The following is a 24867-nucleotide window of genomic DNA, read 5'->3' on the forward strand; positions in this document are numbered from 1 at the left end:
CAGACACGGTCGCGCCGCCTTCTAGTACTTGAGCAGGTTCGCGTCGTCGACCGACGCCGACCTGCGGGTCCGGAAGATCTGCATGATGATCGCGAGCCCCACGACGACCTCGGCGGCGGCGACGACCATCACGAAGAACGCGATGACCTGCCCCTCGATGTCGCCGTGCATGCGCGCGAAGGCGACGAACGCCAGGTTGCAGGCGTTGAGCATGAGCTCGACGCACATGAAGACGATGATCGCGTTGCGCCGGACCAGCACGCCCAGGGCGCCGATGGTGAACAGCAGCGCGGCCAGCGCGATGTAGTTCATGGGGTCCACGAGCGCTCAGCCTCCTGTCCTTCGGCGCTCTGGGCACCGTCCTCGGCGCCGTCCGCGGCGCCCTCCCCGGCGTCGGCCGGCCCCGGCTCCCGGCCGGTCCCGCCCGCCTCCTTGGAGGCGGCCGAGTCCGAGGCGCCCCCGGCCTCGGGCACGGTGCCCAGCCGGACGTCGTCGGGCACGCCGGACTGCAGCTCGGGGTCGCGGGCGGCCAGCACCGGGTTGAGCGAGAGCCGCGCGACCGACCCGTCGGGCAGCAGCGCGGGCATGTCGATGGCGTTGTGCCGGGCGTAGGTGCCGGGCCCCGGCAGCGGGGTGGGGTGGCCGCTGAGCACCCGCTCGCGGGCCTGCTCGCGCTGGGTGCGGCGCTTGGAGGTGCGGGCGGCGTGCGCCAGCACCAGGGCGCCGAGCACCGCGGTGATCAGCAGGGCGCCGGTGGCCTCGAAGGCGATGACGTACCGGAAGACCACCTCGGAGGCGATCGCGGGCACGGTGCCCCCGGCGGCCGCGGCGGCGCCCAGGCCCGCCGGCTCGGCGCCGGAGATCCGGGTCAGCCCCAGGCCCAGGGCGAGCAGGAAGCACAGCGCGACCGTCCCGGCCAGCACCCGCTGCCCGCGGATGGTCTCCACCAGCGAGTCCGCCGAGCTGACGCCGACGAGCATCAGCACGAACAGGAACAGCATCAGGACCGCGCCGGTGTAGACGACGATCTGCACGACCATCAGGAAGGGCGCCTGGTTCATCCCGTAGAAGACGGCCAGCCCCAGCATGACCACGGCCATCATCAGCGCCGAGTAGACGGCCTTGCGGGAGAGCACCACCCCCGCGGCGGCGGCCAGCACGACCGCGCCGATGGTCCAGAACGCGACGGCCTCGCTCATCGGCCCGCCCCGTTCCCGGCCGGCTCGCCCGCGGCCGCCGCGTCCCGGGCGGCCTCGGGGGCCGGCGTCTGGCGCCGCGCGGCCTCGCCGTGGTGGCGGTAGTAGTCCTCCTCGGTGTCGCCGAGGCGCATCGGGTGCGGCGGGGCCTCCATGTCCTCGGTCAGCCCGGCCAGGAGCTGCTCCTTGGTGTAGATGAGGCTCTCGCGGTCGTCGTCGGCGAGCTCGTACTCGTTGGTCATGGTCAGCGCCCGGGTGGGGCAGGCCTCCACGCACAGCCCGCACAGGATGCAGCGCAGGTAGTTGATCTGGTAGACGCGGCCGTAGCGCTCGCCGGGCGAGTACCGGTCGTCCTCGGTGTTGTCCCCGGCCTCGACGTAGATCGCGTCGGCCGGGCAGGCCCAGGCGCACAGCTCGCAGCCGATGCACTTCTCCAGGCCGTCGGGCCACCGGTTGAGCCGGTGGCGTCCGTGGAAGCGCGGCGCCGTGGGGCGCTTCACCTCCGGGTACTCGACGGTCGGCACCTTCTTGAACATGGTGTGGAAGGTGACGCCGAACCCTTTGACGGGGTTGAGCCAGTCAAGCACCGGTAACCTCCTCACGCTTGGCGGGACTGCCGGCCGGGGCCGGTGCGGTGTGCAGGGGCGGCTCCGCCGGGACGCTGCTGCCGTAGTGCGCGGCGCGCAGCGGCGGCACCGGGAACCCGCCGCGGGCGGGGTCGGCGGCCGTGGCGCGCAGCTCCGCGGCGCGCTCGGCGGCCTCGGCGGCGCGGCGGCGCTTGACCGAACGCGCCCAGGCGGCGATGGCCACCACGGTGACCAGGGCGAACGCGGCGCCGACGGCGACCGTCGCGCCGACGGGCGCCCCTTCGTTCACCATCAGCCGGACGGCGGCCACGGCGGTGATCCACACCAGCTGCACCGGGATGAGGATCTTCCACCCGAGCTGCATGAGCTGGTCGTAGCGGATCCGCGGGAGCGAGCCGCGCAGCCAGATGAACAGGAACATGACCACCAGGAACTTCAGCAGCCACCACAGCAGGGGCCACCACCCGGCGTTGGCGCCCTCCCAGAACATCGTGATCGGCGGCGGGGCGTACCAGCCGCCGAGGAAGAAGGTGACCGAGACCGCGGCGACGGTCACCATGTTCACGTACTCGGCCAGGAAGAACATGGTGAACTTCATGGACCCGTACTCGGTCATGAAGCCGCCGACGAGCTCGCCCTCGCCCTCGGCCAGGTCGAACGGCAGCCGGTTGGTCTCGCCGACCATGGTGACCAGGTAGATGAGGAACGAGGGGAGCAGCAGCACGGCGAACCACAGCTCCTGCTGGGCCGCGACGATCCCGGAGGTGGTCAGCGTGCCCGCGAGCATGAACACCGCCACGAAGCTCAGCCCCATGGCGATCTCGTAGCTGATCACCTGCGCCGAGGCGCGCAGCCCGCCGAGCAGGGCGTAGGGCGACTGGGAGGCCCAGCCGCCCAGCACGATGCCGTACACCCCGATCGCGGCGGTGCCCAGCACCACCAGGGCCGCCACCGGCAGGTCGGTGAGCTGCAGCCGCGTCTCCACGCCGAACATCGACACCTCGGGCCCCAGCGGGATCACCGAGAAGCCGATGAAGGCCGGGACGGCCGCGATCATCGGCGCCGCGATGTAGACCAGCCGGTCCACGTTGCGCGGGATCACGTCCTCCTTGAGCGACAGCTTCACGCCGTCGAACAGGGACTGCAGCAGCCCCCAGGGGCCCATACGGTTGGGGCCGTGGCGCTGCTGCATGCGGCCCATGACCTTGCGGTCGGCCATGATCATCATGAGCACGCAGACCATCAGGAACACGAAGATGCCCACGGCCTTGATGAGGATGATCCACCAGGGATCGCCGCCGAAGGCCCCCAGGCCCGGTTCGGCGGCCGCCGCCTGCAGGGCGGCGGGCGTCGTGACGGCGTCGGGCTTCACTGCGCGCTCCCAGCACTCGTGGCGGTCCCGGCCGCGTCGGCCGTGCGGACCGGTTCCAGGCGGACGGTGTCCCCGGCCGCGGCGCCCAGGTCGCGGCGGACGTCGCAGTCGTGGGCGTTGGCGGGCAGCCACACCAGGCGGTCGGGCATGTCCGCGGCGACGACGGCGGGCACGGTGACCGCGCCGCCGGGCCCGGCGACCCGCAGCGCGCCGCCGTCGGCCAGCCCGATCTCGGCGGCCGTGGCGGCCGAGAGCCGGGCGGCGGCCGGGCGCGCGGTCCCGGCCAGGTAGGGCTCGCCGTCCTCCATCCGGCCGTTGCCCAGCAGCTGGCGCCAGGTGGCCAGCACCGCCTCGCCCCGGCCGGGGGCGGGGGCCGCCTCGGGGCGGGTGAGCGGGTCGGGGACCCGCTCCCCGCCCCAGGCGCCCAGCTCCTGGAGCTCGCGGCGGGCCGCCGCGGCGTCGGGCAGGCCCAGGTGGACGTCCATCTCGTCGGCGACGGCGGCCAGCACCCGCAGGTCGGACAGGGCGCCGGGCACCTTCAGCGCGTCGTCGAAGGGGCGCGGCCGCCCCTCCCAGTCGACGAAGGTGCCGGACTTCTCGGCGACCGCGGCCACCGGCAGCACCACGTCGGCGCGGTCGGTGACCTCGCTCGCCCGCAGCTCCAGGGAGACGATGAACGGCACCTCGGCCAGCGCCTCGCGGGCGGCGTGCGGATCGGGCAGGTCGTCCAGCTCGACCCCGGCGACGACCAGGGCGTCCAGGTCCCCGGCGGCGGCCGCCGCGAGGACGGCGGCGGTGTCGCGCCCCTCCCGCTCGGGGAGGGAGGCCGTGTCCCAGACCCGGGCCGTCTCGGCGCGGGCGCGGGCGTCGCCGACCGGGCGGCCGCCCGGAAGCAGGTTGGGCAGCGCCCCGGCGTCGGCGGCGCCGCGCTCCCCGGCCCGGCGCGGCACCCAGGCGATCCGGGCGCCGGTGCGGTCGGCCAGCCGGACCAGCGCGGACAGCGCCCCCGGGCTCTGCGCCAGCCGCTCCCCCGCCATGAGGACGGCGCCCTCCTCGCGCAGCGCCGCGTCGGCGTCGGGCGCCCGGTCGGCGAGGGCGTCGAGGATGTGCGCCTCCTCGCCGGGGGCGGACGGGACCAGCGCGCCCCCGGCCTTGTCCAGGCCCCGGCTGGCGAAGGGCGCCAGCGAGAAGAGCCGCTGCCGCCCGGCCCGGTGCGCCTTGCGCAGCCGCAGGAACACCACCGGCGACTCGTCCTCGGGCTCGAACCCGGCGAGCAGCACCGCGGGGGCGCCCTCCAGGTCGGAATAGGTGACGCCGAGCCCGGTCCCGGCCACGCGGGCGGCCAGGAACTCGGCCTCCTCCTCCGAGTGCGGGCGGGCCCGCATGTCCACGTCGTTGGTCCTCAGGGCCACCCGGGCGAACTTGGCGTAGGCGTAGGCGTCCTCCTGGGTGAGCCGCCCGCCGGTGAGCACCGCCGTGCGGCGCGCCGTGCGCAGCCCCTCCGCGGCCATGGTCAGCGCCTCGGGCCAGGAGGCGAACTCCAGCGCCCGGCTCTCCTCATCGCGCACCAGCGGGCGGGTGAGGCGGTCGGGCCGGGTGGCGTAGGTGAACGCCCAGCGGCCCTTGTCGCAGTTCCACTCCTCGTTGACCTCCGGGTCGTCCCCGGCCAGGCGGCGGGTGACCGCTCCGCGCCGGTGGTCCGTGCGCTGGGCGCACCCGGCGGCGCAGTGCTCGCACACGCTGGGGGTGCTCACCAGGTCGAAGGGGCGCGAGCGGAACCGGTAGGCGGCGCCGGTCAGCGCGCCCACCGGGCAGATCTGCACCGTGTTGCCGGAGAAGTAGGACTGGAAGGGCTCGCCCTCGGCGATGCCGACCTGCTCGTTCGCGCCGCGCTCCAGCAGTTCGATGAACGGGTCCCCGGCGATCTGCGCGGAGAACCGGGTGCAGCGGGCGCACTGGATGCACCGCTCCCGGTCCAGCAGCACCTGGGTGGAGAGCGGCACCGGCTTGGGGAAGGTGCGCTTGGTCTCGGTGAAGCGGGTCTCCCCCTGGCCGTTGGACATGGCCTGGTTCTGCAGCGGGCACTCGCCGCCCTTGTCGCAGACCGGACAATCCAGCGGGTGGTTGACCAGCAGGAACTCCATGATGCCGCGCTGGGCCTTCTCCGCGGTCGGCGAGGTGAGCTGGGTCTTGACGACCATGCCCTCCATCACCGTGATCGTGCAGGAGGCCTGCGGCTTGGGCATCGCCCGGCCGTTCCCCGCGTCGGGGATCTCCACCAGGCACTGGCGGCACGCCCCGACCGGGTCGAGCAGCGGGTGGTCGCAGAACCGCGGGATCTGGATGCCCAGCAGCTCGGCGGCGCGGATCACCAGCGTCCCCTTGGGCACCTGGATGCGGAACCCGTCGATGGTGACGGTGACCAGGTCCTCCGGCGGGACCGCGGGGGTGCCCCCCGAGGAGGCGTTCGTCGTGACGGTCACTGGGTCCCTCCCCACACGGTCGACTTCGCATGGTCGAACGGGCATCCGCCCTGCTCGAAGTGGTCGATGTACTCCTGCCGGAAATACTTGATCGACGACATCACCGGGCTGGTGGCGCCGTCGCCCAGGGCGCAGAAGGAGCGGCCCAGCAGGTTGTCGCAGATGTCCAGGAGCTTCTCCAGGTCGGCCTCGGAGCCCTCGCCGGCCTCCAGGCGGTCCAGGACCTGGACCATCCAGAAGTTGCCCTCGCGGCAGGGGGTGCACTTGCCGCAGGACTCGTGGGCGTAGAAGGCGATCCACCGGCCCACCGCGCGGACCACGCAGGTGGTCTCGTCGAAGATCTGCAGCGCCCGGGTGCCGAGCATGGACCCGGCCGCCCCCACCGACTCGAAGTCCAGCGGGGTGTCCAGGTGCTCATCGGTGAAGATCGGGGTGGACGAGCCGCCCGGGGTCCAGAACTTCAGCTCGTGCCCGGCGCGGACGCCCCCGGCCATCTCCAGCAGCTCCCGCAGGGTCACCCCCAGCGGGGCCTCGTACTGCCCGGGCCGGGCGACGTGCCCGGACAGCGAGAAGAAGCCGAACCCGGCGGACTTCTCGGTGCCCATGGAGGTGAACCACTCGGCGCCGTTGGCGACGATGGAGGGCACCGTGGCGATGGACTCGACGTTGTTCACCACGGTCGGCGAGGCGTACAGCCCGGCCACCGCGGGGAAGGGCGGCTTGAGCCGGGGCTGGCCCCGGTAGCCCTCCAGCGAGTCGAGCAGCGCGGTCTCCTCGCCGCAGATGTAGGCCCCGGCCCCGGCGTGCACCACCACGTCCAGGTCGAAGCCGCTGCCGAGGATGTCGGTGCCCAGCAGTCCCTCCGCGTAGGCCTCCTCGACGGCGCGCCGCAGCCGCCGGATCACGTGCAGCACCTCGCCGCGCACGTAGATGAAGGCCTGGTTGCTGCGGATGGCGTAGGAGGAGATGATCACCCCCTCCAGCAGCGTGTGCGGGCTGGCCATCATCAGCGGGATGTCCTTGCAGGTGCCCGGCTCGGACTCGTCGGCGTTGACCACCAGGTAGCGCGGGTTGGGGTTGTCCGCCGGGAGGAAGCCCCACTTCATGCCGGTGGGGAACCCGGCGCCGCCGCGGCCGCGCAGGCCCGAGGACTTGACCGTCTCGACCAGGGCGTCGGGCTCCATGGCCAGCGCGGTGCGCAGGGCCCGGTAGCCGCCGGTCGCGCGGTAGCCCTCCAGGGTGGGGGCGTCGGCGCGGTCCCAGTTGGCCGACAGGACGGGGGTGAGCGCGGTCGTCACTGCTCCGCCCCCTCTCCGGCGGCGTCCGGACCGGGCGCGGTCCAGCCGCGCTCGCGGGCCAGCCGCAGCCCCTCCAGGGACGGGCCCACGGCCTGCGGCCCCTCCTCGGCGCGCCCGTCGGAGAACCCGGCGAGCACCCGGGAGGCCTCCTTCCAGGTGCAGACCGATCCCGCGCCGCGGGTGGGGCGCACGTCCCGGCCCAGGCGCAGGCCGTCGACCAGCTCCTTGGCGCTCTCGGGGGTCTGGTTGTCGAAGAACTCCCAGTTGACCATCACGACCGGGGCGAAGTCGCAGGCCGCGTTGCACTCCACGTGCTCCAGCGTGACCGTGCCGTCCTCGGTGGTCTCGTCGTTGCCCACCCCCAGGTGCTCCTTGAGGGCGGAGAAGATCTCGTCGCCGCCCATCACCGCGCACAGGGTGTTGGTGCACACGCCCACGTGGTAGTCGCCCACCGGGCGGCGCTTGTACATGGTGTAGAAGGTCGCCACCGCGGTGACCTCGGCCGCGGTCAGCCCCAGCTGGTCGGCGCAGAAGCCGATCCCGGCGGTGCTGACGTGGCCCTCCTCGGCCTGCACCAGGTGGAGCAGGGGCAGCAGGGCCGACCGCGCCTTGGGGTAGCGGGCGATGACCTCCTTGGCGTCGACCTCCAGCCGCGCCCTGGTCTCCTCGTCGAAGGTCCTCGTCATCGGGGCCCTCCCCTCCTCGCTCGCTCCGTCACCGGTCCACGCCTCCCATCACGGGGTCGATGCTGGCCACCGCCGCGATCACGTCGGCGACCGTGCCGCCCTCGCACATCGCCGCCACGGCCTGCAGGTGGGTGAACGAGGGGTCGCGGAAGTGCACCCGGTGGGGCCGGGTGCCGCCGTCGCTGACCGCGTGGCAGCCCAGCTCGCCCTTGGCGCTCTCCACGGCGGCGTAGGCCTGGCCCGAGGGCACGCGGAAGCCCTCGGTGACCAGCTTGAAGTGGTGGATCAGCGCCTCCATGGAGCCGCCCATGATGTGCGCGATGTGGTCGGGCGCGTTGCCCAGGCCGTCGGCGCCCAGCGCGAGCTTGGCGGGCCAGCCGATCTTGGGGTCGTCCACCATCACCGGGCCGGGCTCCAGCTTGTCCAGGCACTGCTCGACGATTCGCAGGCTCTGCTCGACCTCGGCCATGCGCACGCGGTACCGGGCGTAGACGTCGCCGCCCTCGGAGACCGGGATGTCGAACTCGTAGTCCTCGTAGCCGCAGTAGGGCTGGGCCTTGCGCAGGTCCCAGGGCAGGCCCGAGGCGCGCACCAGCGGCCCGGTCACGCCCAGCGCCATGCACCCCGCCAGGTCCAGGTGGGCCACGTCCCTGGTGCGGGCCAGGTAGAGGGGGTTGGCGTCGAGGAGCTTGCGGATCTCGCGCAGCCGCTTGGGCATCTCGGTGAGCAGCTCGCGGACCTTGCCCACCGCGCCGGAGGGCAGGTCCTGGGAGACGCCGCCGGGGCGGATGTAGGCGTGGTTCATCCGCAGCCCGGTGATCAGCTCGAAGATGTCGAGCACCATCTCGCGCTCCCGGAAGCCGCTGGTCATCACCGTGGTGGCGCCCAGCTCCATGCCGAAGGTGGCCAGCGCGACGAAGTGCGAGCTCATCCGGTTGAGCTCCATCATGAGCACCCGGATGACGTTGGCCCGGTCGGGGATCTCCCCGGTGATGCCCAGCAGCTTCTCCACCGCCAGGCAGTACGCCGTCTCGTTGAAGATCGGCGTGAGGTAGTCCATGCGGGTCACGAACGTGGTCCCCTGGGTCCACGTCCGGAACTCCATGTTCTTCTCGATGCCGGTGTGCAGGTAGCCGATGCCGACCCGGGCCTCGGTGACGGTCTCGCCGTCGAGGGTCAGGATCAGCCGCAGCACCCCGTGCGTGGACGGGTGCTGCGGGCCCATGTTGACGACCAGCCGCTCGGCCGAGGCGGCCTGGGCCGCCGCGACGACCTCGTCCCAGTCGCCGCCGCCGACGTCCACGTGCTCCTCGGTGGCCTGTGCGCTCATGGCCGCGCCTCCCTCCTCGCCCGGTCGCCTGCGTTGCGGGTGCTCATGCGTAGGACCTCCGCTCGTCTGGCGGGGGAACGGTCGCCCCGCGGTACTCCACCGGGATGCCGCCCAGCGGGTAGTCCTTGCGCTGCGGGTGGCCGTGCCAGTCGTCGGGCATCTCGATGCGGGTCAGCGAGGGGTGGCCGTCGAAGACGATCCCGAAGAAGTCCCAGGCCTCCCGCTCGTGCCAGTCGTTGGTCGGGTACACCCCGGCGGCCGAGGGGATGTGCGGGTCGGCGTCGGGGCAGCAGGTCTCCACCCGGATCTCCCGGTTGTGGGTGATCGACCGCAGGATGTAGGACACGTGCAGCTCGCGCCCGGTGTCGTCGGGGTAGTGCACCCCGGTCGCCCCCAGGCACAGCTCGAACCGCAGGCCGGCGTCGTCGCGGCAGTGGCGCAGCACCTCGGTCAGGTGCTCGCGGCGCACGTGCAGGGTGAGCTCGCCGCGGTCCACCACCACCCGCTCGACCGCGTCGCCGAACGCGACCGGGGCGCCGGCCATGGCGCCCTCCAGCGCGTCGGCGACGGCGTCGAAGCCCTCGGTGCGCGGGTCGTCCGGGTCGGTGTAGGGCCGCTCGGCGTCGGGGACGACCGTGCGCCGCACCCGCAGCCGGCCGTAGCCGGAGGTGTCGCCGGTGCCGCCCGCGCCGAACATGCCGGTGCGCTCGACCGGGGCGTCCAACCGCTCGCGCCCGGCGCGCTCGGGCAGGTCCTCGGCGGGCTCCTGCCCGGCCCCGTTGGACATGCTCATCGCTCGGCCCCCTCGCCCTGCTCGACCAGCGGGAGCGAGCGGCGCAGCGCCCGCTGCTCCTCCTCCTCGATCTCGCGCTGCCGGTGCGCGCCGAGCTTGGTGTTCTGCACCTTGTCGTGCAGCTTGAGCACCGCGTCCAGGAGCATCTCCGGGCGCGGCGGGCACCCCGGCAGGTAGATGTCGACCGGGACCACGTGGTCCACGCCCTGCACCACCGCGTAGTTGTTGAACATGCCGCCGCTGGAGGCGCACACGCCCATCGCGATGACCCACTTGGGCTCGGGCATCTGGTCGTAGATCTGGCGCAGGACCGGGGCCATCTTCTGGCTCACCCGCCCGGCGACGATCATCAGGTCGGCCTGGCGGGGCGTGGCGCCGAACTTCTCCATGCCGAACCGGGCCAGGTCGTAGTGCGGCCCGCCCACCGACATCATCTCGATGGCGCAGCAGGCCAGGCCGAAGGTGGCCGGCCACATCGAGCTCTTGCGGGCCAGCCCCACCACCTGCTCGACGGTGCCGAGCATGACGCCGCTCGGCAGTTTCTCCTCAAGTCCCATGAGGCGAACCCCCTTGTCCGATTCCCGGGTGCGCCGCGCGGGGCGGCGCCGTACGGCTCAGTCCCATTCCAGGCCTCCGCGGCGCCATTCGTAGGCGTAGGCGATCGAGACGTTCACCAGGAAAAGGACCATCGCGATGAGGCCGAACAGGCCGAGCGCGTCGAAATGGACCGCCCACGGATAAAGGAAGATGATCTCGATGTCGAAGACGATGAAGAGCATCGCCGTGAGGTAGTACTTGATCGTGAACCGGCCGCCGCCCGCCGGCTGGGGGGTCGGCTCGATCCCGCACTCGTAGGCCTGGAGCTTGGCGCGGTTGTACCGCTTGGGTCCGGCGATGCTGCCGACGACCATCGATACGGCCACGAACGCGGCGCCGATGCCGCCGAGCACGAATACGGGTGTGTACAGCTCCATCGGTGGACGTCCCCTTCATGACGGGCGTGCGGATGCACGCCCGCTTGTGATCGCTTTCACGTGGGCGGCCGCGTCGGGCCCAACGCTCGCCATCGCCCCTCCTAGGCCGCGGGCGCCATCCGCGACATGCCGTTGATGACGCGGTCCATCGCGTCCCCGTGGGACGGCTCGGTGAGGTTGGCCAGCATCTTCAGCGCGAACCGCATGAGCGTGCGCTGCGGCAGGCCGTAGCGGGTCGCGTACTTCATGAACTCGGGGTTGCCGATCATCTTCACGAAGGTGCGGCCGAGCGTGTAGTAGCCGCCGTAGGCGTCGCGCAGCACCTCGGGGTAGCGCATCAGGGCGCGCTCGCGGGTCTGCACGGTCGGGCGGGAGAGCGCCTGCACGGCGACGTCGGCGGCGATCGCCCCGGCCTCCAGCGCGTAGGCGATGCCCTCGCCGTTGAAGGGGTTGACCATGCCGCCGGCGTCGCCGACGAGCATCAGCCCCCGCGAGTAGTGCGGCGTCCGGTTGAAGCCCATGGGCAGGGCCGCGCCGCGCACCGAGCCGCGCCGGTTCTCCTCGGTGAAGCCCCACTCCTCCGGCATGCTCTGCGTCCAGCGCTTGAGCAGTCGGCGGTAGTCCACGTCCTGGAAGGCGGAGGTGGAGTTGAGGATGCCCAGGCCCACGTTGCAGGTGCCGTCGCCGACGCCGAACACCCAGCCGTAGCCGGGCAGCAGCACCTGGCGCCCGCCGGTGCCGTCCCACAGCTCCAGCCAGGACTCCAGGTAGTCGTCCTCGTGGCGGGGGCTCTCGAAGTAGGTGCGCACCGCCACCCCCATGGGGCGGTCGTCGCGCTTGCGGATGCCCAGGGCGACCGACAGCCGGGAGGAGTTGCCGTCGGCGGCGATCACCAGCGGGGCCCGGTAGCGGACCTCCTCGCCGTCGGCGCCGGTGGCCCGCACGCCCTGCACCCGGCCGGTGCGCGGGTCGATCAGGGGCTCGCGGACGTTGGTGCGCTCCATCAGCTTGGCGCCGCAGGCGCGGGCCCGGTCGGCCAGGATCCGGTCGAAGTCGTAGCGCGTGCGCACCAGGCCGAAGCCGGGGTAGGAGGCCAGCTCGGGCCAGGGCAGTTCGAGGCGCACGCCGCCGCCGACGATGCGGAGGCCCCGGTTGCGGATCCACCCGTCGCCGTCGAAGGGGACGCCCAGGTCGGCCAGCTGCTTGACGGCGCGCGGGGTGAGGCCGTCGCCACAGACCTTCTCCCGGGGGAAGGAGGTCTTCTCCAGGAGGAGCACGTCCAGTCCGGAGCGGGCCATGTGGACGGCGGCGGCGGAGCCGGCGGGCCCGGCCCCCACGATGATCACGTCGGCTTCGAGGTCGGCGGTGCCCCGTCCGGAGGGGGCGGTGGGTGCTGTGGCGCTCACGAGTGGTCCCTGTGTGGCTGGGGGTGCGCGGTATGGGCGCTTTGTGTACTTCTGGTGCGGGTCGTACGCAGGCGTCCGGAGTTACCAAGGACACGTACCCTTGTGAAGGGCTTCACAAGGCCTCGTCCCGAAGTCTAGACCTTTCGCGTTCCAGGGGCGACCCCCACCCGCCATTCATCTCGTCAGGGCACTTTCAGTCGCAAACCGGACGCACCGGGCTTTACCAGGGTTAATGAGGTATACCTACGTCCGATTCATCCTTGTGAATCACGTTCGTCCCCAGAAAGCACGAAAGGCACCAGAACGCATGTTCTGGTGCCTTTGTTGACCGTGTGACCGATGAGAAAGGAGGGGCGTGCGGGACGGAATCCGGCCGCCCGCAACCGGTGCCGGCGGGGGACCGGCCCCGGCGGCGGCTACTCCGGGCGGCGGCCGCGGTGCAGCGCCACCACGCCCAGCGACAGGTTGCGCCAGGCCACCCGGGTCCACCCCGCGCGCTGCATCCGCGCGGCCAGCCCCGCCTGGTCCGGCCAGTCCATGATCGACTCCGACAGGTACTCGTAGGCCGCGGTGTTGTCGGAGAACATCCCGGCGATCCGGGGCAGCGCCGCCATCAGGTACCCCGAGTAGACCCGGTCCACCGCGCGCACCGGGATGTGGCTGAACTCGCAGATCACGACCCGGCCGCCGGGCTTGGCCACCCGGTGCATCTCGCGCAGCGCCCGGTCGGTGTCCTGCACGTTGCGCAGGCCGAAGGAGATGGTGACCGCGTCGAAGGTGGCGTCCTCGAACGGGAGCTCCAGGGCGTCCCCGGCCACGCAGGCCACCCCGTCCGCGACCGCGCCGCCGCGCTGGCGCGCCCCCTCGCGCAGCATGCCCTGGGAGAAGTCGCAGGCGATCACCCGCGCCCCGTTCCCGGTCAGCGCCTGGGAGGAGGTGCCCGTCCCGGCCGCCAGGTCGAGCACCAGCTCGCCGCTGTAGGCCTCCACCGCGCGCACGGCCGCCCGCCGCCACTGGCGGTCCTGGCCGAGCGAGAGCACGTCGTTGAGCAGGTCGTAGCGGCCGGCGATGCTGTCGAACATCGCGGCGACGTCGGCGGGCGACTTGTCGAGTTCGGCGCGGGTCATGGGCCCAGCCTAAGGCCGCTCCGGTCCCGACCGGCCCCGACCGGCGGTTCCGGCTCCACCGCCGACCCGATTTTGGTTACTGTACGAATTCGGATCATGACACCGCGTCCGGATGGGAAGAGGGTGCCCGTGGCCACCACATGCCGACCGTTCCTTGCCGCCGTGCTGAGCGCGCTCGCGCTCGGCCTGCCGATCGCCGCTCCCCCGGCGGCCGCCGCCCCGGCGGCGCACGCGGGGGTGGTCGGCGAGCGGCCGGTCGACTGGACACCGCACGTGCTGGACGGCAGGGTCAAGGCCATCACCCGGGTCGGCGACACCGTCTACGTCGGCGGCTCCTTCCAGCGCGTGGCCTCCCCCGACCGGTCCACCACCTACAGGCGCAGCAACCTGTTCGCCTTCGAGCACGGCACCGGGCGGGTGCTCGGCTTCTCCCCCGACCCGGACAACACCGTGGCCTCGGTCGTCCCCGCCGACGACGGGGTGTACATCGGCGGCTCGTTCACCCGCGTGGGGGCCACCCCCGTGCGCGGCGCGGCGCTGGTGCGCGGCGACGGCCGCCTCGACCGCGGGTTCGACGCGCGGATCAGCGGCGGCAGCGTCTACCGCCTGGCCCGGCACGGCGACGACCTGTACGCGGGCGGCTCGTTCTCCTCGGCCGGCGGCGGGGGCGAGCGCGGCATCGCCCGCCTCGACGCGCGCACCGGCGCGGCGGACGGGGACTTCTCCATCGCCATCGGCGAGGAGCGGCGCGGCTCGCTGCGCGTCCAGGACCTGGCGCTCAGCCCGGACGGGGGCCGCCTGGTCATCGCCGGGACCTTCATGGAGGTGGAGGGGCGGGAGCGCCCGCAGATCGCGATGGTGGACACCGCCTCCTCGCCCGCGCGGCTGAGCCGGTGGTCGACCGACGCCTACGCCGCCGAGTGCGACTACTCGCGGATGCACACCTACATGCGCCAGATCGACTTCGCGCCGGACGGCTCCTACTTCGCGGTGGTCACGGCGGGCGGGCCGCACCTCAAGCCGGGGCTGTGCAAGACGGTCGCCCGCTGGGAGGCCGCCGAGCGCTCCGGGGCGCGGCCGACCTGGACCAACCACACCGGCGGCGACTCGCTCTACGCGGTCGCGGCCACCGGGGCGGCCGTCTACGCCGGCGGGCACCAGCGCTGGATGGACAACCCGGAGGGGGACCACGAGGCGGGCCCCGGCGCGGTCGAGCGCGAGGGGATCGCCGCGGTCGACCCCCGCACCGGCCGGGCGCTGCCGTGGAACCCGGGGCGCAGCCGGGGGCACGGGGTCGAGGCGCTCACCCCGACCGAGGACGGGCTGTACGTGGGCAGCGACACCACGCGCCTGGGCGGCGAGGACCGGGCCCGGGTGGGGATGTTCCCGCTGGACTAGCCGGGCGGGAGCGGCGCACGGGGAGCGGTCAGGCGGTGCCGGCCGCTCCCTCCTTCTCTTCCTGAGCCTCTTCCCCGGCCCCGTGCCCGGCCCCTCCGCCGGCGGTCTCCGCCGCGTCCGGACCGCCGGAACCGCCCTCCCCGCGGCCGGATCCGGCCGATTTCTCCCCCGACGGGGCGTCCGGGACCTCGGATGCGTCCTCGTGGGCGGCCCCGTCCACCAGGCGGCGGCCCATCCGGTCGGTCCGGGCGGTGATGCTCTCCGAGACCGCGTCGCGCTGGCGGGAGAGCACGATGTAGCTCACCAGGCCGCTGATCAGGGCGGCGAGGATCAGCGCGAGCCAGCCGCGGGCCCCCAGGAGGTACAGGACGCCGTACGTGACGCCGAACAGCAGGAGCCGTGCGGCGGTATAGGCGAGGACGCTGCGCATGGAACTGCCTCACATGGGGTGGTCTGGTTCACTATCGTGGGGGTCGGCGGCATCGCCGACCGCCCCTTCCAGGGTAAGGGGCCTTCCGGCGCTGCCCTCGCGGGGAGCCCAGCCGCGGATGATGGGACGTCTCGAATCCGACACCTCTATTCGAAGGTCACGGTCCGATCACATATCGCGCACACTCCCCCTGTTCCCCCCGGTTTTTACGAAAACTAGGGAGGAAACGGACTATCTCATGCACACTAGGGGATCAAACGCCCGCCTCCCCCAGACCACACGGCGGGCCCCGAAGGGGGATTGTGAAGGTGGAAAGAGGAAGCGAACGTCTATTGACCCCCGGAGAGGTCGCCTCGCTCTTCCGGGTCGACCCCAAGACCGTGACCCGGTGGGCCGCATCGGGGCGCATCAGCAGCATCCGCACCCCCGGAGGCCACCGGAGGTTCCGTGAGTCCGAGGTCCGGGCGCTGCTCCACGGCGAGGCCACCGAGTCCGCCCCCTGACCCCGCGGCGACCCGCACGACGGCGGCCGCTCCCCTACGGGCGTGCGCCTCCGGCCCGCGGGCCGTGCGACACGTCGGTCCCCGCGCGCACGCGGCGGATCGCGGATAGGCTGGACGCATGGTGTGGCTCGCAGGCCTGTTCACGCTGCTCACGATCGTGCTCTGGGTGTACGCGTTCTTCGACGCGCTCACCACCCCGGCATCGGAGGTCCGCAACCTGCCCAAGTTCCTGTGGTTGATCGCGATCGTCGTGTTCACCCCTGTCGGTCCGCTGCTCTGGCTCTTCCTGGGCCGCCCGCGGACCCTGGCGCCGGCCCCCGGCCCGGCCGCGCCGGACCGGCCCGCGTCCGCCTTCGCGGACGCCGACCCGGCCGACGCCCAGGCCGACCCGCAGCACCCCGGTCCGATCGGCCCCGACGACGACCCCGAGTTCCTGCGCCGTCTGAACAAGCGCATCAACCCGGACGAGTGAAGCAGGCGGGCATGATGGCCGCGGCGCCGTCCCTCAGGGCGCCGCGGCCCTCGCCGCCCCTCACGGGGCCGTGGCCGCCAGTGCCGCACCCATGACCACCAGCGCCGACCCCGTCACCGCCTCCACACCGCGGACGGCACCGGGCCGCGCCAGCACCCGGCGCGCCCGGCCCGCGGCCGCGCCGAGGATCCCCAGCCAGCCCAGGGCCATGGCCGCGTGCACGAGCGCGAGCGCCCCGCCCAGCACCGCCGGCGCCACCCCGTCCACCGCGAACTGCGGCAGCAGCGCCAGGTAGAACACCCCGATCTTGGGGTTGAGCAGGTTGGTGGCCAGGCCGCGGACGAACCCGCCGCGCCCGTCGGCCGCTCCGGGCCCGTCCCCGCCGGATGCCGCCGGGCCGCGCGGCGCCCGCAGCGCCGTCCACACCATCCGCGCTCCGAGGAGCAGCAGGTAGGCCGCGCCCCCGACGCGCAGCGCCAGGTACGCCGCGGGCAGGGACGCCAGCAGTGCGGCCGCCCCCAGCGCCGAGGCCGTGCCCCACGCCACCAGCCCGGCCGCCACCCCGGCGGCGGTGGCGGCGGCCGAGCGGCCCCCGCCGAGCAGGGCGGCGCGCAGCACCAGGGCGGTGTCGGCGCCGGGGGCGACGGTGACGAGGGCGGCGGGGACCGCGAATGCGGCGGCGGCGGAGAAGGCGTCGGGAAATGCGGAGAACACGCGGTTCAGGATGCCCGCACCGGAAAGGGTCAGTAAAGCGAATGTTTTTCACCTTGATCGGTGAAACAATCTGAAGAATCGACCGTTCGCCCGCTGGGAGCCACCATGCTCGACCTGCACCGCCTGCGGCTGCTGCGCGAACTCAAGCACCGGGGCACGCTCGCCGCGGTCGCCCACGCCCTCGACTACACCCCCTCGGCCATCTCCCAGCAGCTCACCCAGCTCGAAGCCGAGGTCGGGGTGGCGCTGCGCGAGCCGGCCGGGCGCCGGGTGCGGCTGACCCCGCAGGCCGAGATCCTGGTGGCGCACACCGAGGCGGTGCTGGCCCGGCTGGAGCGGGCCGAGGCCGAGGTGGGCGCCTCGCTGGCCAAGGTCTCCGGGACGGTGCGGGTGGCGGCCTTCCAGACGGCGGTGCTGGCGCTGGCCCCGGGCGCGCTGGCCGGGCTGCGCGCCGACCACCCCGGGCTGCGGGTGGAGCTGGTGCAGGTCGAGCCGGACCTGTCCCGGCTCGCCTCCCGCGAGGTGGACCTGGTCGTGGACGAGGAGTACCGGCACCTCCCGGCCCAGCGCCCTCCCGGCCTGCGCGTGCGGGAGCTGCTGGTCGACCGGATGCGGCTGGCCCTGCCCGGCGGGGTGGGACCACCCGGCGGCACCGCCGCGGCGATGCGCCGGGCCGCCGGGTCGCCGTGGATCCTCGAACCCGAGGGCACCCCGGCCCGCACCTGGGCGCAGGCGGTGTGCCGGGCCTTCGGCTTCGAGCCGGACGTGCTCTACGAGACCACCGACGTGCGCACGCACCGCCGCTTCGCCGAGCTGGGGCTGGCCGCCGCGTTCCTGCCCGACCTGCTGTGGGGGCCGGAGGGGGCGCGCCCCGGGGGCCTGTACGGGCTGCCCGAGGAGTGGCGCGACCGGCGCGTGGTCGCGGTGGTGCGCGACGGCGCCGACGAGCACCCCGCCCTGGCCGCGGTACTGGAGGCGCTGCGCAGGGAGGGCGGAGGCGGGCCTCAGGCGTAGCTGTGCAGGCCGCTGAACATGTAGTTGACCCCGAAGAAGTTGAACATCAGGGCGGCGAAGCCGAGCACGCCGATCCACGCCGAGCGGGTGCCCTTCCACCCGGCGGTCGCGCGGGCGTGCAGGTAGGCGGCGTAGATGACCCACGTGATGAAGGACCAGACCTCCTTGGGGTCCCAGCCCCAGAAGCGGCCCCAGGCCTCGTCGGCCCAGATCGCCCCGGCGATGATGGCGAAGGTCCACAGCGGGAACGCGATCACCACGAACCGGTGCGAGACCCGGTCCAGCAGCTCGGGGCTGGGCAGCTTGGCCGCGATGCCGGCCACCCGCTCGCCCATGGCGCGCTTGGCCTCGGTCCGGTGGGAGAGCAGATAGGTGATGGCGGCGGCACCGGAGACCATGAACGCGCCGGTGGCCACGATGGCCGCGGAGACGTGGATGGCGATCCAGTACGAGTGCAGCGCCGGGACCAGCGGGCCGGTCTCGGTGTAGAGCCAGCGGGCGGCGATGCCCAGCAGCAGCACCACCGGCAGCAGGACGAAGGTGCCCAGGTAGCGGGCCTGGTAGCGGAGGGCCGCGTAGAGGAAGGCCGCCACGGCGCACAGGCTGATCGCCACGACGAACTCGAACATGTTGCCCCAGGGCCAGCGGTCGGCGGCCAGCCCCCGGGTGATGATCTGGGCCAGGTTGAGCAGGAAGCCCACCCCGGCGACGGCCAGCGCGATCGCCCCCAGCACGCTGCGGGAGGCCGACGCCTGCGGCTCCGAGCCGCGCACGGACACGCTCAGGTCGTCGGCGTTCCCGCCGCCGCCGGACGCCGGTTCGGCGTCCAGGTCGACGGTGGAATAGCCGCCGACCGCCGCGGAGGCCTCGCCGCCGTGCCCGCCCGCCGCGGCCGGGGAGGCCGCCGCGTCCTTGGCCGGGGCGGAAGCGCCCACCGGCACCAGGCGGTTGCCCTTCAGGGCCGTGCGGCGGCCGTAGGCCGCCTCCAGGGCGAACAGGAACAGGGCCGCGGCGTAGGCCACGATCATCGCGATGATCAGGTGGTCGCTCAACGACGCCAGGTCCTGGTCCGCCGCCGTCTCAGCGGCGAGCTGGTACACCACCGGCTACTCCTTCGACGAGGCGGGTCCGTCGGCCGCGGGGTCCTCCCGCAGCCGGTCTCTGAGCTCGGTCGCCAGGCGGTGGAACTCCTGGCCGTCGGCGGTCGACTCGGTCTTGCCGAGCCCCGCCACCTCGACAACCGTACGCCCGTCCGGTCCGGCGGACGCGCGCACCCACGCCCGGCGGGGGCGCACGAACAGGGTGCCGAGCAGCCCCAGCACCGCCAGCGAGGCGAACAGCAGGGCGGGCAGGCGGCCCGGGTTGTGCGTCATCTGCAGGGTGGCGAAGTCCTCGTACCCCTTGAAGGTGATCTCCCCGGCGCCGTCGGGCAGCTCCCAGGAGTCGCCGGGGCGCAGCGTCTCGGACGCGCCCAGCTCCTCCATCCGGGAGGTGTCGAGCTGGTACACCGACTGCGCCTGGCGCATGCCCAGGTCGCCGGTGTAGGCGGTGAGGGTCACCGCCGGGTCCCGGGGCGAGGGGAAGACCGAGGCCAGCTCGGACTCCCCGTCCTCCCCGGTGCGCTCCTGGGCGGTGGGCAGGAAGACGCCCTCGAAGCCGAGGCCCTCGGGCAGGGCGTCGGGCACCTTGACCACGCCGTCGGAGGTCTGCCCGGGGTCCTCGTTGCGCGGCAGGAACGGCACCGGCTGGTCGAAGACGACCTCGCCCTCGCCGTCGCGCACCTCGAACTCGGGGGCGTAGCCGTGGCCGAGCAGGTACACCTGCACCCCGCCGACCGACAGCGGCTCGTTGACCTCCAGCGTATGGTGGCGCTCCTCGGCCCCGGGGCGGTCCTTGTAGGTCATCTCGCCCTTGAAGGACTCGGCCTGGCCGCTGAAGCCGCCGTCCTGGACGAACTTCGCCTCGAAGGAGTCGAGGGTGAAGGAGAACGGCGCCAGCTCGTCCTGGTCGGCCGCCACCCCGGGGTAGAAGGAGTCGTAGGAGGTCAGCGTGTTGGCGAAGCCGTCTCCCTCGACGACGAGCATGTTGCCGCGGTAGCCGAAGGCGTATCCGGCGGCCAGGGAGACGAGCAGGCCCAGCAGGGCGATGTGGAAGACGACGTTCCCGGCCTCGCGCAGGTAGCCGGTCTCACCGGAGAGGGAGCCGCCGTAGCGCTCCAACCGGTACCGCTTGAAGACGGAGCGGCCCTTCTCCAGCACCCGTTCGGGTTCGGCGGCGGTGGTGAACCGGGCCGAGTAGGGCATGCGGCCCAAGTGGCGCGGCGTCTTCGGCGGGCGCGCCCGCATCAGGCGCAGGTGCGCGAGGGCGCGCGGGATGACGCAGCCCGTCAGGGAGACGAACAGGAGCAGGTAGATCGCCGCGTACCAGGGCGAGGAGTAGACGTCGAAGAGAGAGAAGCGCTCCAGCCAGGGCGCGAGGGCGGGGTTCTCGGTGTAGTACTGGGCGACCTGGTCCGGGCTGACCACGCGCTGGGGGAGCATGGAGCCGGGGATGGCGCCCAGGGCCAGCAGGAACAGCAGGATGAGCGCGGTGCGCATGGAGGTGAGGATGCGCCAGGCCCAGCGGGCCCAGCCCAGCGGGGTCAGGCCCCCCGGGGTCCCTGCGCCGCCCGCGGCGCCCTTGCCCGGCTCATCGCCGTCACCGCCCGCGGCGTCCGCGGCGCCCGTCTTCCCGCCGTTCCGTGTGCTCGTGGTCGCCATGGATCAGATCACCGTCTCGAAGCCCTTGGTCCAGCCCTGCATGACCGCCGTGATGTCCGCCCACACGCCGGTGACCAGCAGCAGTCCCACGAGGACGAGCATGCCGCCGCCGACGGCGGTGATCGCGCGGGTGTGGCGGCGCGCCCACGCGAACGCGCCCAGCGCGCGCCGGTAGGCCAGCGAGGCCGCTACGAACGGCAGGCCCAGGCCGATGCAGTAGGCCAGCGACAGCAGGGCGCCGCGACCGGCGCTGCCCTCGGTGAAGGCCAGGGTCTGCACGGCGGCGAGGGTGGGGCCGATGCACGGCGTCCACCCGAGGCCGAACAGGACCCCCAGCAGCGGGGCCCCGGCCATGCCCGCACCGGGCAGGCGGTGGAAGCGGAACTCGCGGTTCAGGCCGGGGAGCACGCCCATGAAGGCCAGGCCCAGGGCGATGGTGAGCACGCCCAGCACCCGGGTGATGGTGTCGGCGTAGTCGATGAGCAGCCCGCCGATGCCGCCGATGAACACGCCGACCGCGACGACCACGAAGGTGAACCCGGCGATGAAGAGCAGGCTCCCGGCCAGCATGCTCCACTTGCGGGCCTGCAGCTCCTCGTCGGCGGTGCGGACCGCGGTGGCGGTGCCCGCGCCCCCGGCGCCCCGGCCGGCCTCGCGGGCGGAGCGGTTCCGGGCGGCCATGTCGGCGCCGGACATGCCGGTGACGTAGGACAGGTAGCCCGGCACCAGCGGCAGCACGCACGGCGACAGGAAGGAGACCAGCCCGGCGGCGGCCGCCAGCGGGACCGCCAGCAGCAGCGACCCGCCGATCACCGTCTCGGCGATCATCCCTGCTCCTCGACGACCGTCTGCACGAGCCCGGTGAGCTGGTCGTAGTTGGTCTCGCCGATGACGCGGGCGGCGATCCGGCCCTCGGGGTCGATCACCAGGGTGCTGGGGATGGCCTGCGGCGGCACGGTGTCGCGGAACGCCTGGGGGACCTCGCCCGGCTGGTCGTACAGGCTCGGGTAGGCGACCTCCTGCTTGCGCTCGAAGGCCTCGGCGGCGTCGCGGTCGTCCTTGATGTTGACGCCGAGGAACTCCACGCCCTGGTCCTCGAAGTCGCCGTGGACCTCGTTGAGGACGGGGGTCTCCGACCGGCAGGGGCCGCACCAGCTCGCCCACACGTTGAGGACGAGCACGCCGCCCTCGTAGTCGGAGAAGGAGACCTCCTCGCCGTCGAGGGTCTCGCCGGTGTGCTCCGGGACGTCCTGCCGCTCGCCGGGGGCGAACTCGGTGGCGGTGCCGTCACCGGAGATGTAGCGGCTGTCCTCGCCGCCGGAGGCCGCGGTCTCGGCCGGGTCGTTGGCGCACCCGGCGGCCAGGAGCGCGGCGGCCAGGGCGGCGGCCGGCAGGCGCGCGGCACGGCGCAGGGCGCCGGATCTGCGTGAGGGCATCAGGGAACCTCGGAACACACGGCGGGCACAATCGTCGACAACGACGAAGTGTAGTAGAGGCTCCCGGCCCCGCACCCCCGGGGCACATGATGGCTGTGACGTGCGCGGACACCAGGTGTGCCCGCGGTCGGGGGCGCGCCCGCCGCGCGGCGCCTGGGCCCACCCTGCTCCGGCCCTGCGGCGGCCGCGCCCGCGCGGAGGGGCTCACCCGGAGGGCGATGGGCGGGGCTGCACCGCCCCCTTCGGGTGCGCCTTCATCGGGGGCGGGTCCGGCACCGCGACCGGTCAGCCGGCCTCGACGAAGGCCTCTCGGAGGTAGTCGTGCACGGCACGCTCGGGGACCCGGTAGGACCGGCCCACCCGGATCGCGGGCAGCGCGCCGGAGTGGACCATCCGGTAGACGGTCATCTTGGACACTCGCATGATCGTGGCCACCTCGGCCACGGTCAGGAACCTGACCTCTTCCAGCGGAGCCTTACCCCTGTTCATGTTCGGAACGCCCTCACTTCCGGACGTGCGCGTCGGAGTCCCTGCCTCTCCCCGCCGCGGAGGCCCGTCAGGAGCGGCGCGCCCTGGGTGCGCCGCCGACCCCGCCACCGCGCCGGGGTGTCGTTGAAGTAACTGCTGACACGTCCGTTTTCAGGGTAGATCCGCGTTCACGGCATTGAAAGGCCGGGTTTGCTGTCCCTGCAGCTATACGGGGGCGGCGGGTCCCGTGAGGTTTAGGGGGTGGGTATAAAAGCCGCCGGGCCCGCACAGGGGGCCGCGCTCACCCCGCCAGGCCCGCCCTGTGCAGCACGTACGCCGACAGCGGCCGGTAGTCCTCGGTCGAGTATCCGTCGTCCAGCGGGACGGTGGCGTGCAGTTTTCCCTCGTCCTCGGCGAGGAACAGTGCGGGATCGTTACAGTCGGCGAACCCCACGGCGGAGATGCCCGCCTCGCCCGCGGCGCCGGCGAACCCGTGGTCGGCGATGACCAACTGCGGCCACGCTCCGCCGCGGCGGCGCAGGTCCTCCAGGGCCGCCTCCATGGCGAAGGGGTGGTGGCTGTGCCGGGGCTCGCCCTCGGCGTCGGTGACCATGCCCACCCCGTCCCGCCACACCAGGACCCGCTCGCCGGGCAGGTGGCCGGTGTCGGTGGCGTAGGAGAAGCCCTCCCCCGCGGTGACCACCGGGCATCCGCTGCGCTCCAGCGCGCGGGCGAAGCCCCGGTAGGTGGCGTGCAGGTTGACGGGGTGGCCGGTGGCGACCATGACCCGCTCGCGGTCGCGGGCGGCGCGCGCCATCCGGTCGGCGAGCGCCTCGAGGGCGTCGGCGGTCCGGTCGGGGTCGATGGTGTCCACCCCGGACTCGTGGGCGGGGTCGGCCACCACGCCGCAGCGCTTGGCCATCAGCGCCAGGATGTCCGGGTAGGACCAGGCGCGGGCGAAGGTGAGGCCGAACATGTGGTACGGGTCGCGCTCGGCGAGCCTGCGGTAGTGCCGCAGGTTGCCCTGGCGCGGGGTGTCCACGTGCCCGGCGATGCCCGTCCTGACCATGTGCGCGATGAGCTCGCTGCGCGAAGGCGGCGTCACCCGTCTCCCCCTTCTCCTGTGGGCCTCCCGGCCGTTCGGCTGTGTGGCTGTCCTGTCGGCCCCGGCTACAGGGTCGGGTCGATGCCCTGGCTGGGGAAGACCGCCCTGCGGGTGGCCTGGATCGCCTGGTCGACCGGGTCCGCCGGGTCGAAGCCCGCCTCGAAGGGGGTGAACTCGGGGGTGCGGCCGTCGGTCATGTACAGCGGCGGCACGTCGCCGGTGCGCTCGCGCACGAAGCGGCGCCACTCCTCGGGGGTGGCCGCGTCCGGGTCGGCGCGGGTGCCCGCGGCCTCGGCCAGCAGGTGGGTCCAGGCCCGGGGGACCACCTGCACCAGCTCGTACCCGCCGCCGCCGAGCACGACCCAGCGGCCCCCGGCGGTGGTCTTGGCCAGCTCGTGCAGCTCGCGGTAGATGCGGCGCTGGCCGTCCAGGCTGAGCATCAGGTTGGCGAGCGGGTCGAGGGCGTGCGCGTCCGCGCCGTGCTGGGTGACCAGCACCTCGGGCTGGAACTCGCGCAGCAGCGGCGGCACGACGGCGTCGAAGGCGCGCAGCCAGCGGGCGTCGTCGGTGCCGGCGGGCAGGGCGACGTTGACGGAGTAGCCCTCGGCGCCGGGGCCGCCGCTCTCGGAGGGGCGGCCGGTGCCGGGGAAGAGGGTGAGCGGGGACTCGTGCAGGCTGATCGTCATGACCCGGGGGTCGTCGTAGAACATGGCCTGCACGCCGTCGCCGTGGTGCACGTCCACGTCGACGTAGGCGACCCGCTTGGCGCCCTGCTCCAGCAGCCAGGCGATGGCCAGGGAGGCGTCGTTGTAGACGCAGAAGCCCCAGGCGTTGCCGGGCATGGCGTGGTGCAGGCCGCCGGCGATGTTGGCGGCGTGCTCGGTCTCGCCCTGCCACACGGCGCGGGCGGCGGCCACCGAGGCGCCCGCCACCAGGGACGCCGCGTCGTGCATGTCGGGGAAGACGGGGTTGTCGGGGGTGCCCAGGGAGAACGCCTCGTCGGGCTCCAGGGTGCGCCCGGCCCGTTTCACCGCCTCGATGTAGGAGGGGTCGTGGATGAGCTTGAGCATCTCGTCCGAGGCCGGTTCGGCGGGGACGAAGGACAGGCCGGGGGCGTCGAACACGCCGAGCTCGCGGGACAGGGCCATGGTGAGCTCCACCCGCACGGGGTTGAGCGGGTGCTCGGGGCCGAAGTTGTAGGACGTCAGCCCGTCGTCCCAGGCGATGTGCAGCGAGCAGGCCATGCGCCCTCCCCCTGGCGTTGGTGCGGTCCACGCGTGTGTCCGGTGACACACATACTCAAGCACATCCGGACG

25 protein-coding genes and 1 pseudogene are annotated in these 24867 nt (G+C 73.3%); 4 read left to right on the forward strand and 22 right to left on the reverse strand.

The window, feature by feature from the left end; translation table 11 throughout:
- Nucleotides 1-21: 21 nt before the first annotated feature.
- From nuoK to O4U47_RS08875, 13 genes and pseudogenes are all read right to left on the reverse strand, one after another.
- A complete protein-coding gene (gene nuoK, locus O4U47_RS08815) occupies nucleotides 22-321 on the reverse strand; it encodes an NADH-quinone oxidoreductase subunit NuoK (RefSeq protein ID WP_017593304.1) in 300 nt (99 codons plus the stop codon).
- The gene (locus O4U47_RS08820; RefSeq protein WP_270677173.1) at nucleotides 309-1199 is read right to left on the reverse strand and encodes an NADH-quinone oxidoreductase subunit J; all 891 of its coding nucleotides are present in this window, start codon (nucleotides 1197-1199) and stop codon (nucleotides 309-311) included. The genes nuoK and O4U47_RS08820 overlap by 13 nt, the downstream gene beginning before the upstream one ends.
- Nucleotides 1196-1783, reverse strand: coding sequence for an NADH-quinone oxidoreductase subunit NuoI (gene nuoI / locus O4U47_RS08825; RefSeq protein WP_270677174.1), 588 nt, complete (start codon nucleotides 1781-1783; stop codon nucleotides 1196-1198). The genes O4U47_RS08820 and nuoI overlap by 4 nt, the downstream gene beginning before the upstream one ends.
- Entirely contained in the window at nucleotides 1776-3155 is a 1380-nt protein-coding gene (nuoH, locus tag O4U47_RS08830) for an NADH-quinone oxidoreductase subunit NuoH (RefSeq protein WP_408638951.1), read from the reverse strand. Before nuoH ends, nuoI begins: the two co-directional genes overlap by 8 nt.
- Nucleotides 3152-5638 (reverse strand): NADH-quinone oxidoreductase subunit G, encoded by a 2487-nt coding sequence (locus tag O4U47_RS08835; RefSeq protein ID WP_270677175.1) that lies wholly within the window; start codon nucleotides 5636-5638, stop codon nucleotides 3152-3154. The genes nuoH and O4U47_RS08835 overlap by 4 nt, the downstream gene beginning before the upstream one ends.
- Nucleotides 5635-6936 carry an NADH-quinone oxidoreductase subunit NuoF gene (gene nuoF, locus O4U47_RS08840; RefSeq protein ID WP_270677176.1) on the reverse strand — a complete coding sequence of 434 codons (1302 nt, stop codon included), beginning with the start codon at nucleotides 6934-6936 and terminating at the stop codon, nucleotides 5635-5637. The genes O4U47_RS08835 and nuoF overlap by 4 nt, the downstream gene beginning before the upstream one ends.
- Nucleotides 6933-7652 (reverse strand): annotated as a pseudogene (gene nuoE / locus O4U47_RS08845) (NADH-quinone oxidoreductase subunit NuoE); the annotation flags it as partial. The gene nuoF and the pseudogene nuoE, both read right to left, overlap by 4 nt.
- Nucleotides 7651-8952: an NADH-quinone oxidoreductase subunit D gene (locus tag O4U47_RS08850; RefSeq protein WP_270677177.1), complete on the reverse strand. Its 1302-nt coding sequence runs from the start codon at nucleotides 8950-8952 to the stop codon at nucleotides 7651-7653. The gene O4U47_RS08850 and the pseudogene nuoE, both read right to left, overlap by 2 nt.
- Nucleotides 8953-8995: 43 nt before the next feature.
- Nucleotides 8996-9745 (reverse strand): NADH-quinone oxidoreductase subunit C, encoded by a 750-nt coding sequence (locus O4U47_RS08855; protein WP_270677178.1) that lies wholly within the window; start codon nucleotides 9743-9745, stop codon nucleotides 8996-8998.
- Nucleotides 9742-10302, reverse strand: coding sequence for a NuoB/complex I 20 kDa subunit family protein (locus O4U47_RS08860; RefSeq protein ID WP_270677179.1), 561 nt, complete (start codon nucleotides 10300-10302; stop codon nucleotides 9742-9744). The genes O4U47_RS08855 and O4U47_RS08860 overlap by 4 nt, the downstream gene beginning before the upstream one ends.
- 57 nt (nucleotides 10303-10359) lie before the next feature.
- The gene (locus O4U47_RS08865) at nucleotides 10360-10719 is read right to left on the reverse strand and encodes an NADH-quinone oxidoreductase subunit A (protein WP_017623173.1); all 360 of its coding nucleotides are present in this window, start codon (nucleotides 10717-10719) and stop codon (nucleotides 10360-10362) included.
- A 101-nt stretch (nucleotides 10720-10820) separates the two neighbouring features.
- Nucleotides 10821-12125: a geranylgeranyl reductase family protein gene (locus tag O4U47_RS08870; RefSeq protein ID WP_270677181.1), complete on the reverse strand. Its 1305-nt coding sequence runs from the start codon at nucleotides 12123-12125 to the stop codon at nucleotides 10821-10823.
- A gap of 416 nt (nucleotides 12126-12541) precedes the next feature.
- A complete protein-coding gene (locus tag O4U47_RS08875; RefSeq protein WP_270677182.1) occupies nucleotides 12542-13252 on the reverse strand; it encodes a demethylmenaquinone methyltransferase in 711 nt (236 codons plus the stop codon).
- A 129-nt stretch (nucleotides 13253-13381) separates the two neighbouring features.
- On the opposite strand from O4U47_RS08875, the gene O4U47_RS08880 reads away from it, so the two are divergent.
- A complete protein-coding gene (locus O4U47_RS08880; protein ID WP_270677184.1) occupies nucleotides 13382-14650 on the forward strand; it encodes a hypothetical protein in 1269 nt (422 codons plus the stop codon).
- A 28-nt stretch (nucleotides 14651-14678) separates the two neighbouring features.
- On the opposite strand, the gene O4U47_RS08885 is transcribed toward O4U47_RS08880, so the two are convergent.
- Complete coding sequence (locus O4U47_RS08885; protein WP_270677185.1) at nucleotides 14679-15080, reverse strand: DUF4229 domain-containing protein; 402 nt, start codon at nucleotides 15078-15080, stop codon at nucleotides 14679-14681.
- A gap of 302 nt (nucleotides 15081-15382) precedes the next feature.
- On the opposite strand from O4U47_RS08885, the gene O4U47_RS08890 reads away from it, so the two are divergent.
- Entirely contained in the window at nucleotides 15383-15583 is a 201-nt protein-coding gene (locus O4U47_RS08890) for a BldC family transcriptional regulator (RefSeq protein ID WP_026123301.1), read from the forward strand.
- A 118-nt stretch (nucleotides 15584-15701) separates the two neighbouring features.
- Nucleotides 15702-16055: a PLD nuclease N-terminal domain-containing protein gene (locus O4U47_RS08895; RefSeq protein WP_270677186.1), complete on the forward strand. Its 354-nt coding sequence runs from the start codon at nucleotides 15702-15704 to the stop codon at nucleotides 16053-16055.
- 60 nt (nucleotides 16056-16115) lie between these two features.
- Here the strand turns inward: O4U47_RS08895 and O4U47_RS08900 are convergent, their stop codons facing one another.
- A complete protein-coding gene (locus tag O4U47_RS08900; protein ID WP_270677187.1) occupies nucleotides 16116-16769 on the reverse strand; it encodes a LysE family translocator in 654 nt (217 codons plus the stop codon).
- Between the two features lie 105 nt (nucleotides 16770-16874).
- Between O4U47_RS08900 and O4U47_RS08905 the strand changes: the two genes are divergently transcribed.
- A complete protein-coding gene (locus tag O4U47_RS08905) occupies nucleotides 16875-17783 on the forward strand; it encodes a LysR substrate-binding domain-containing protein (RefSeq protein ID WP_270677188.1) in 909 nt (302 codons plus the stop codon).
- On the opposite strand, the gene ccsB is transcribed toward O4U47_RS08905, so the two are convergent.
- The 7 genes from ccsB to O4U47_RS08940 all read right to left on the reverse strand — a co-directional run bounded on the left by ccsB (nucleotide 17774) and on the right by O4U47_RS08940 (nucleotide 24795).
- The gene (ccsB, locus tag O4U47_RS08910) at nucleotides 17774-18886 is read right to left on the reverse strand and encodes a c-type cytochrome biogenesis protein CcsB (protein ID WP_270677189.1); all 1113 of its coding nucleotides are present in this window, start codon (nucleotides 18884-18886) and stop codon (nucleotides 17774-17776) included. The genes O4U47_RS08905 and ccsB overlap by 10 nt on opposite strands.
- A gap of 3 nt (nucleotides 18887-18889) precedes the next feature.
- Nucleotides 18890-20542 (reverse strand): cytochrome c biogenesis protein ResB, encoded by a 1653-nt coding sequence (gene resB, locus O4U47_RS08915; protein WP_270677190.1) that lies wholly within the window; start codon nucleotides 20540-20542, stop codon nucleotides 18890-18892.
- A gap of 3 nt (nucleotides 20543-20545) precedes the next feature.
- Nucleotides 20546-21370: a cytochrome c biogenesis CcdA family protein gene (locus O4U47_RS08920; protein WP_270677191.1), complete on the reverse strand. Its 825-nt coding sequence runs from the start codon at nucleotides 21368-21370 to the stop codon at nucleotides 20546-20548.
- Entirely contained in the window at nucleotides 21367-21978 is a 612-nt protein-coding gene (locus O4U47_RS08925; RefSeq protein WP_270677192.1) for a TlpA family protein disulfide reductase, read from the reverse strand. Before O4U47_RS08925 ends, O4U47_RS08920 begins: the two co-directional genes overlap by 4 nt.
- Before the next feature lie 285 nt (nucleotides 21979-22263).
- Nucleotides 22264-22467 carry a helix-turn-helix domain-containing protein gene (locus O4U47_RS08930; protein WP_270677193.1) on the reverse strand — a complete coding sequence of 68 codons (204 nt, stop codon included), beginning with the start codon at nucleotides 22465-22467 and terminating at the stop codon, nucleotides 22264-22266.
- Between the two features lie 280 nt (nucleotides 22468-22747).
- A complete protein-coding gene (locus O4U47_RS08935) occupies nucleotides 22748-23551 on the reverse strand; it encodes a phosphatase (RefSeq protein WP_270677194.1) in 804 nt (267 codons plus the stop codon).
- A gap of 65 nt (nucleotides 23552-23616) precedes the next feature.
- A complete protein-coding gene (locus O4U47_RS08940) occupies nucleotides 23617-24795 on the reverse strand; it encodes an acetoin utilization protein AcuC (RefSeq protein WP_270677195.1) in 1179 nt (392 codons plus the stop codon).
- Between the last annotated feature and the right edge of the window lie 72 nt (nucleotides 24796-24867).

Source organism: Nocardiopsis suaedae (genome assembly GCF_027706745.1).
In the GTDB taxonomy this organism is placed as follows: domain Bacteria; phylum Actinomycetota; class Actinomycetes; order Streptosporangiales; family Streptosporangiaceae; genus Nocardiopsis_A; species Nocardiopsis_A suaedae.

What these genes read in the sequence shown, in the direction of transcription:
- O4U47_RS08905 (WP_270677188.1), top strand. Translation starts at nt 16,875, where the DNA reads ATGCTCGACCTGCACCGCCTGCGGCTGCTGCGCGAACTCAAGCACCGG.
- O4U47_RS08895 (WP_270677186.1), top strand. Translation starts at nt 15,702, where the DNA reads ATGGTGTGGCTCGCAGGCCTGTTCACGCTGCTCACGATCGTGCTCTGG.
- O4U47_RS08860 (WP_270677179.1), bottom strand. Translation starts at nt 10,302, where the DNA reads ATGGGACTTGAGGAGAAACTGCCGAGCGGCGTCATGCTCGGCACCGTC.
- O4U47_RS08850 (WP_270677177.1), bottom strand. Translation starts at nt 8,952, where the DNA reads ATGAGCGCACAGGCCACCGAGGAGCACGTGGACGTCGGCGGCGGCGAC.
- O4U47_RS08865 (WP_017623173.1), bottom strand. Translation starts at nt 10,719, where the DNA reads ATGGAGCTGTACACACCCGTATTCGTGCTCGGCGGCATCGGCGCCGCG.
- O4U47_RS08855 (WP_270677178.1), bottom strand. Translation starts at nt 9,745, where the DNA reads ATGAGCATGTCCAACGGGGCCGGGCAGGAGCCCGCCGAGGACCTGCCC.
- O4U47_RS08820 (WP_270677173.1), bottom strand. Translation starts at nt 1,199, where the DNA reads ATGAGCGAGGCCGTCGCGTTCTGGACCATCGGCGCGGTCGTGCTGGCC.
- O4U47_RS08875 (WP_270677182.1), bottom strand. Translation starts at nt 13,252, where the DNA reads ATGACCCGCGCCGAACTCGACAAGTCGCCCGCCGACGTCGCCGCGATG.
- O4U47_RS08925 (WP_270677192.1), bottom strand. Translation starts at nt 21,978, where the DNA reads ATGCCCTCACGCAGATCCGGCGCCCTGCGCCGTGCCGCGCGCCTGCCG.
- O4U47_RS08920 (WP_270677191.1), bottom strand. Translation starts at nt 21,370, where the DNA reads ATGATCGCCGAGACGGTGATCGGCGGGTCGCTGCTGCTGGCGGTCCCG.
- O4U47_RS08940 (WP_270677195.1), bottom strand. Translation starts at nt 24,795, where the DNA reads ATGGCCTGCTCGCTGCACATCGCCTGGGACGACGGGCTGACGTCCTAC.
- O4U47_RS08930 (WP_270677193.1), bottom strand. Translation starts at nt 22,467, where the DNA reads ATGAACAGGGGTAAGGCTCCGCTGGAAGAGGTCAGGTTCCTGACCGTG.
- resB (WP_270677190.1), bottom strand. Translation starts at nt 20,542, where the DNA reads ATGGCGACCACGAGCACACGGAACGGCGGGAAGACGGGCGCCGCGGAC.
- O4U47_RS08885 (WP_270677185.1), bottom strand. Translation starts at nt 15,080, where the DNA reads ATGCGCAGCGTCCTCGCCTATACCGCCGCACGGCTCCTGCTGTTCGGC.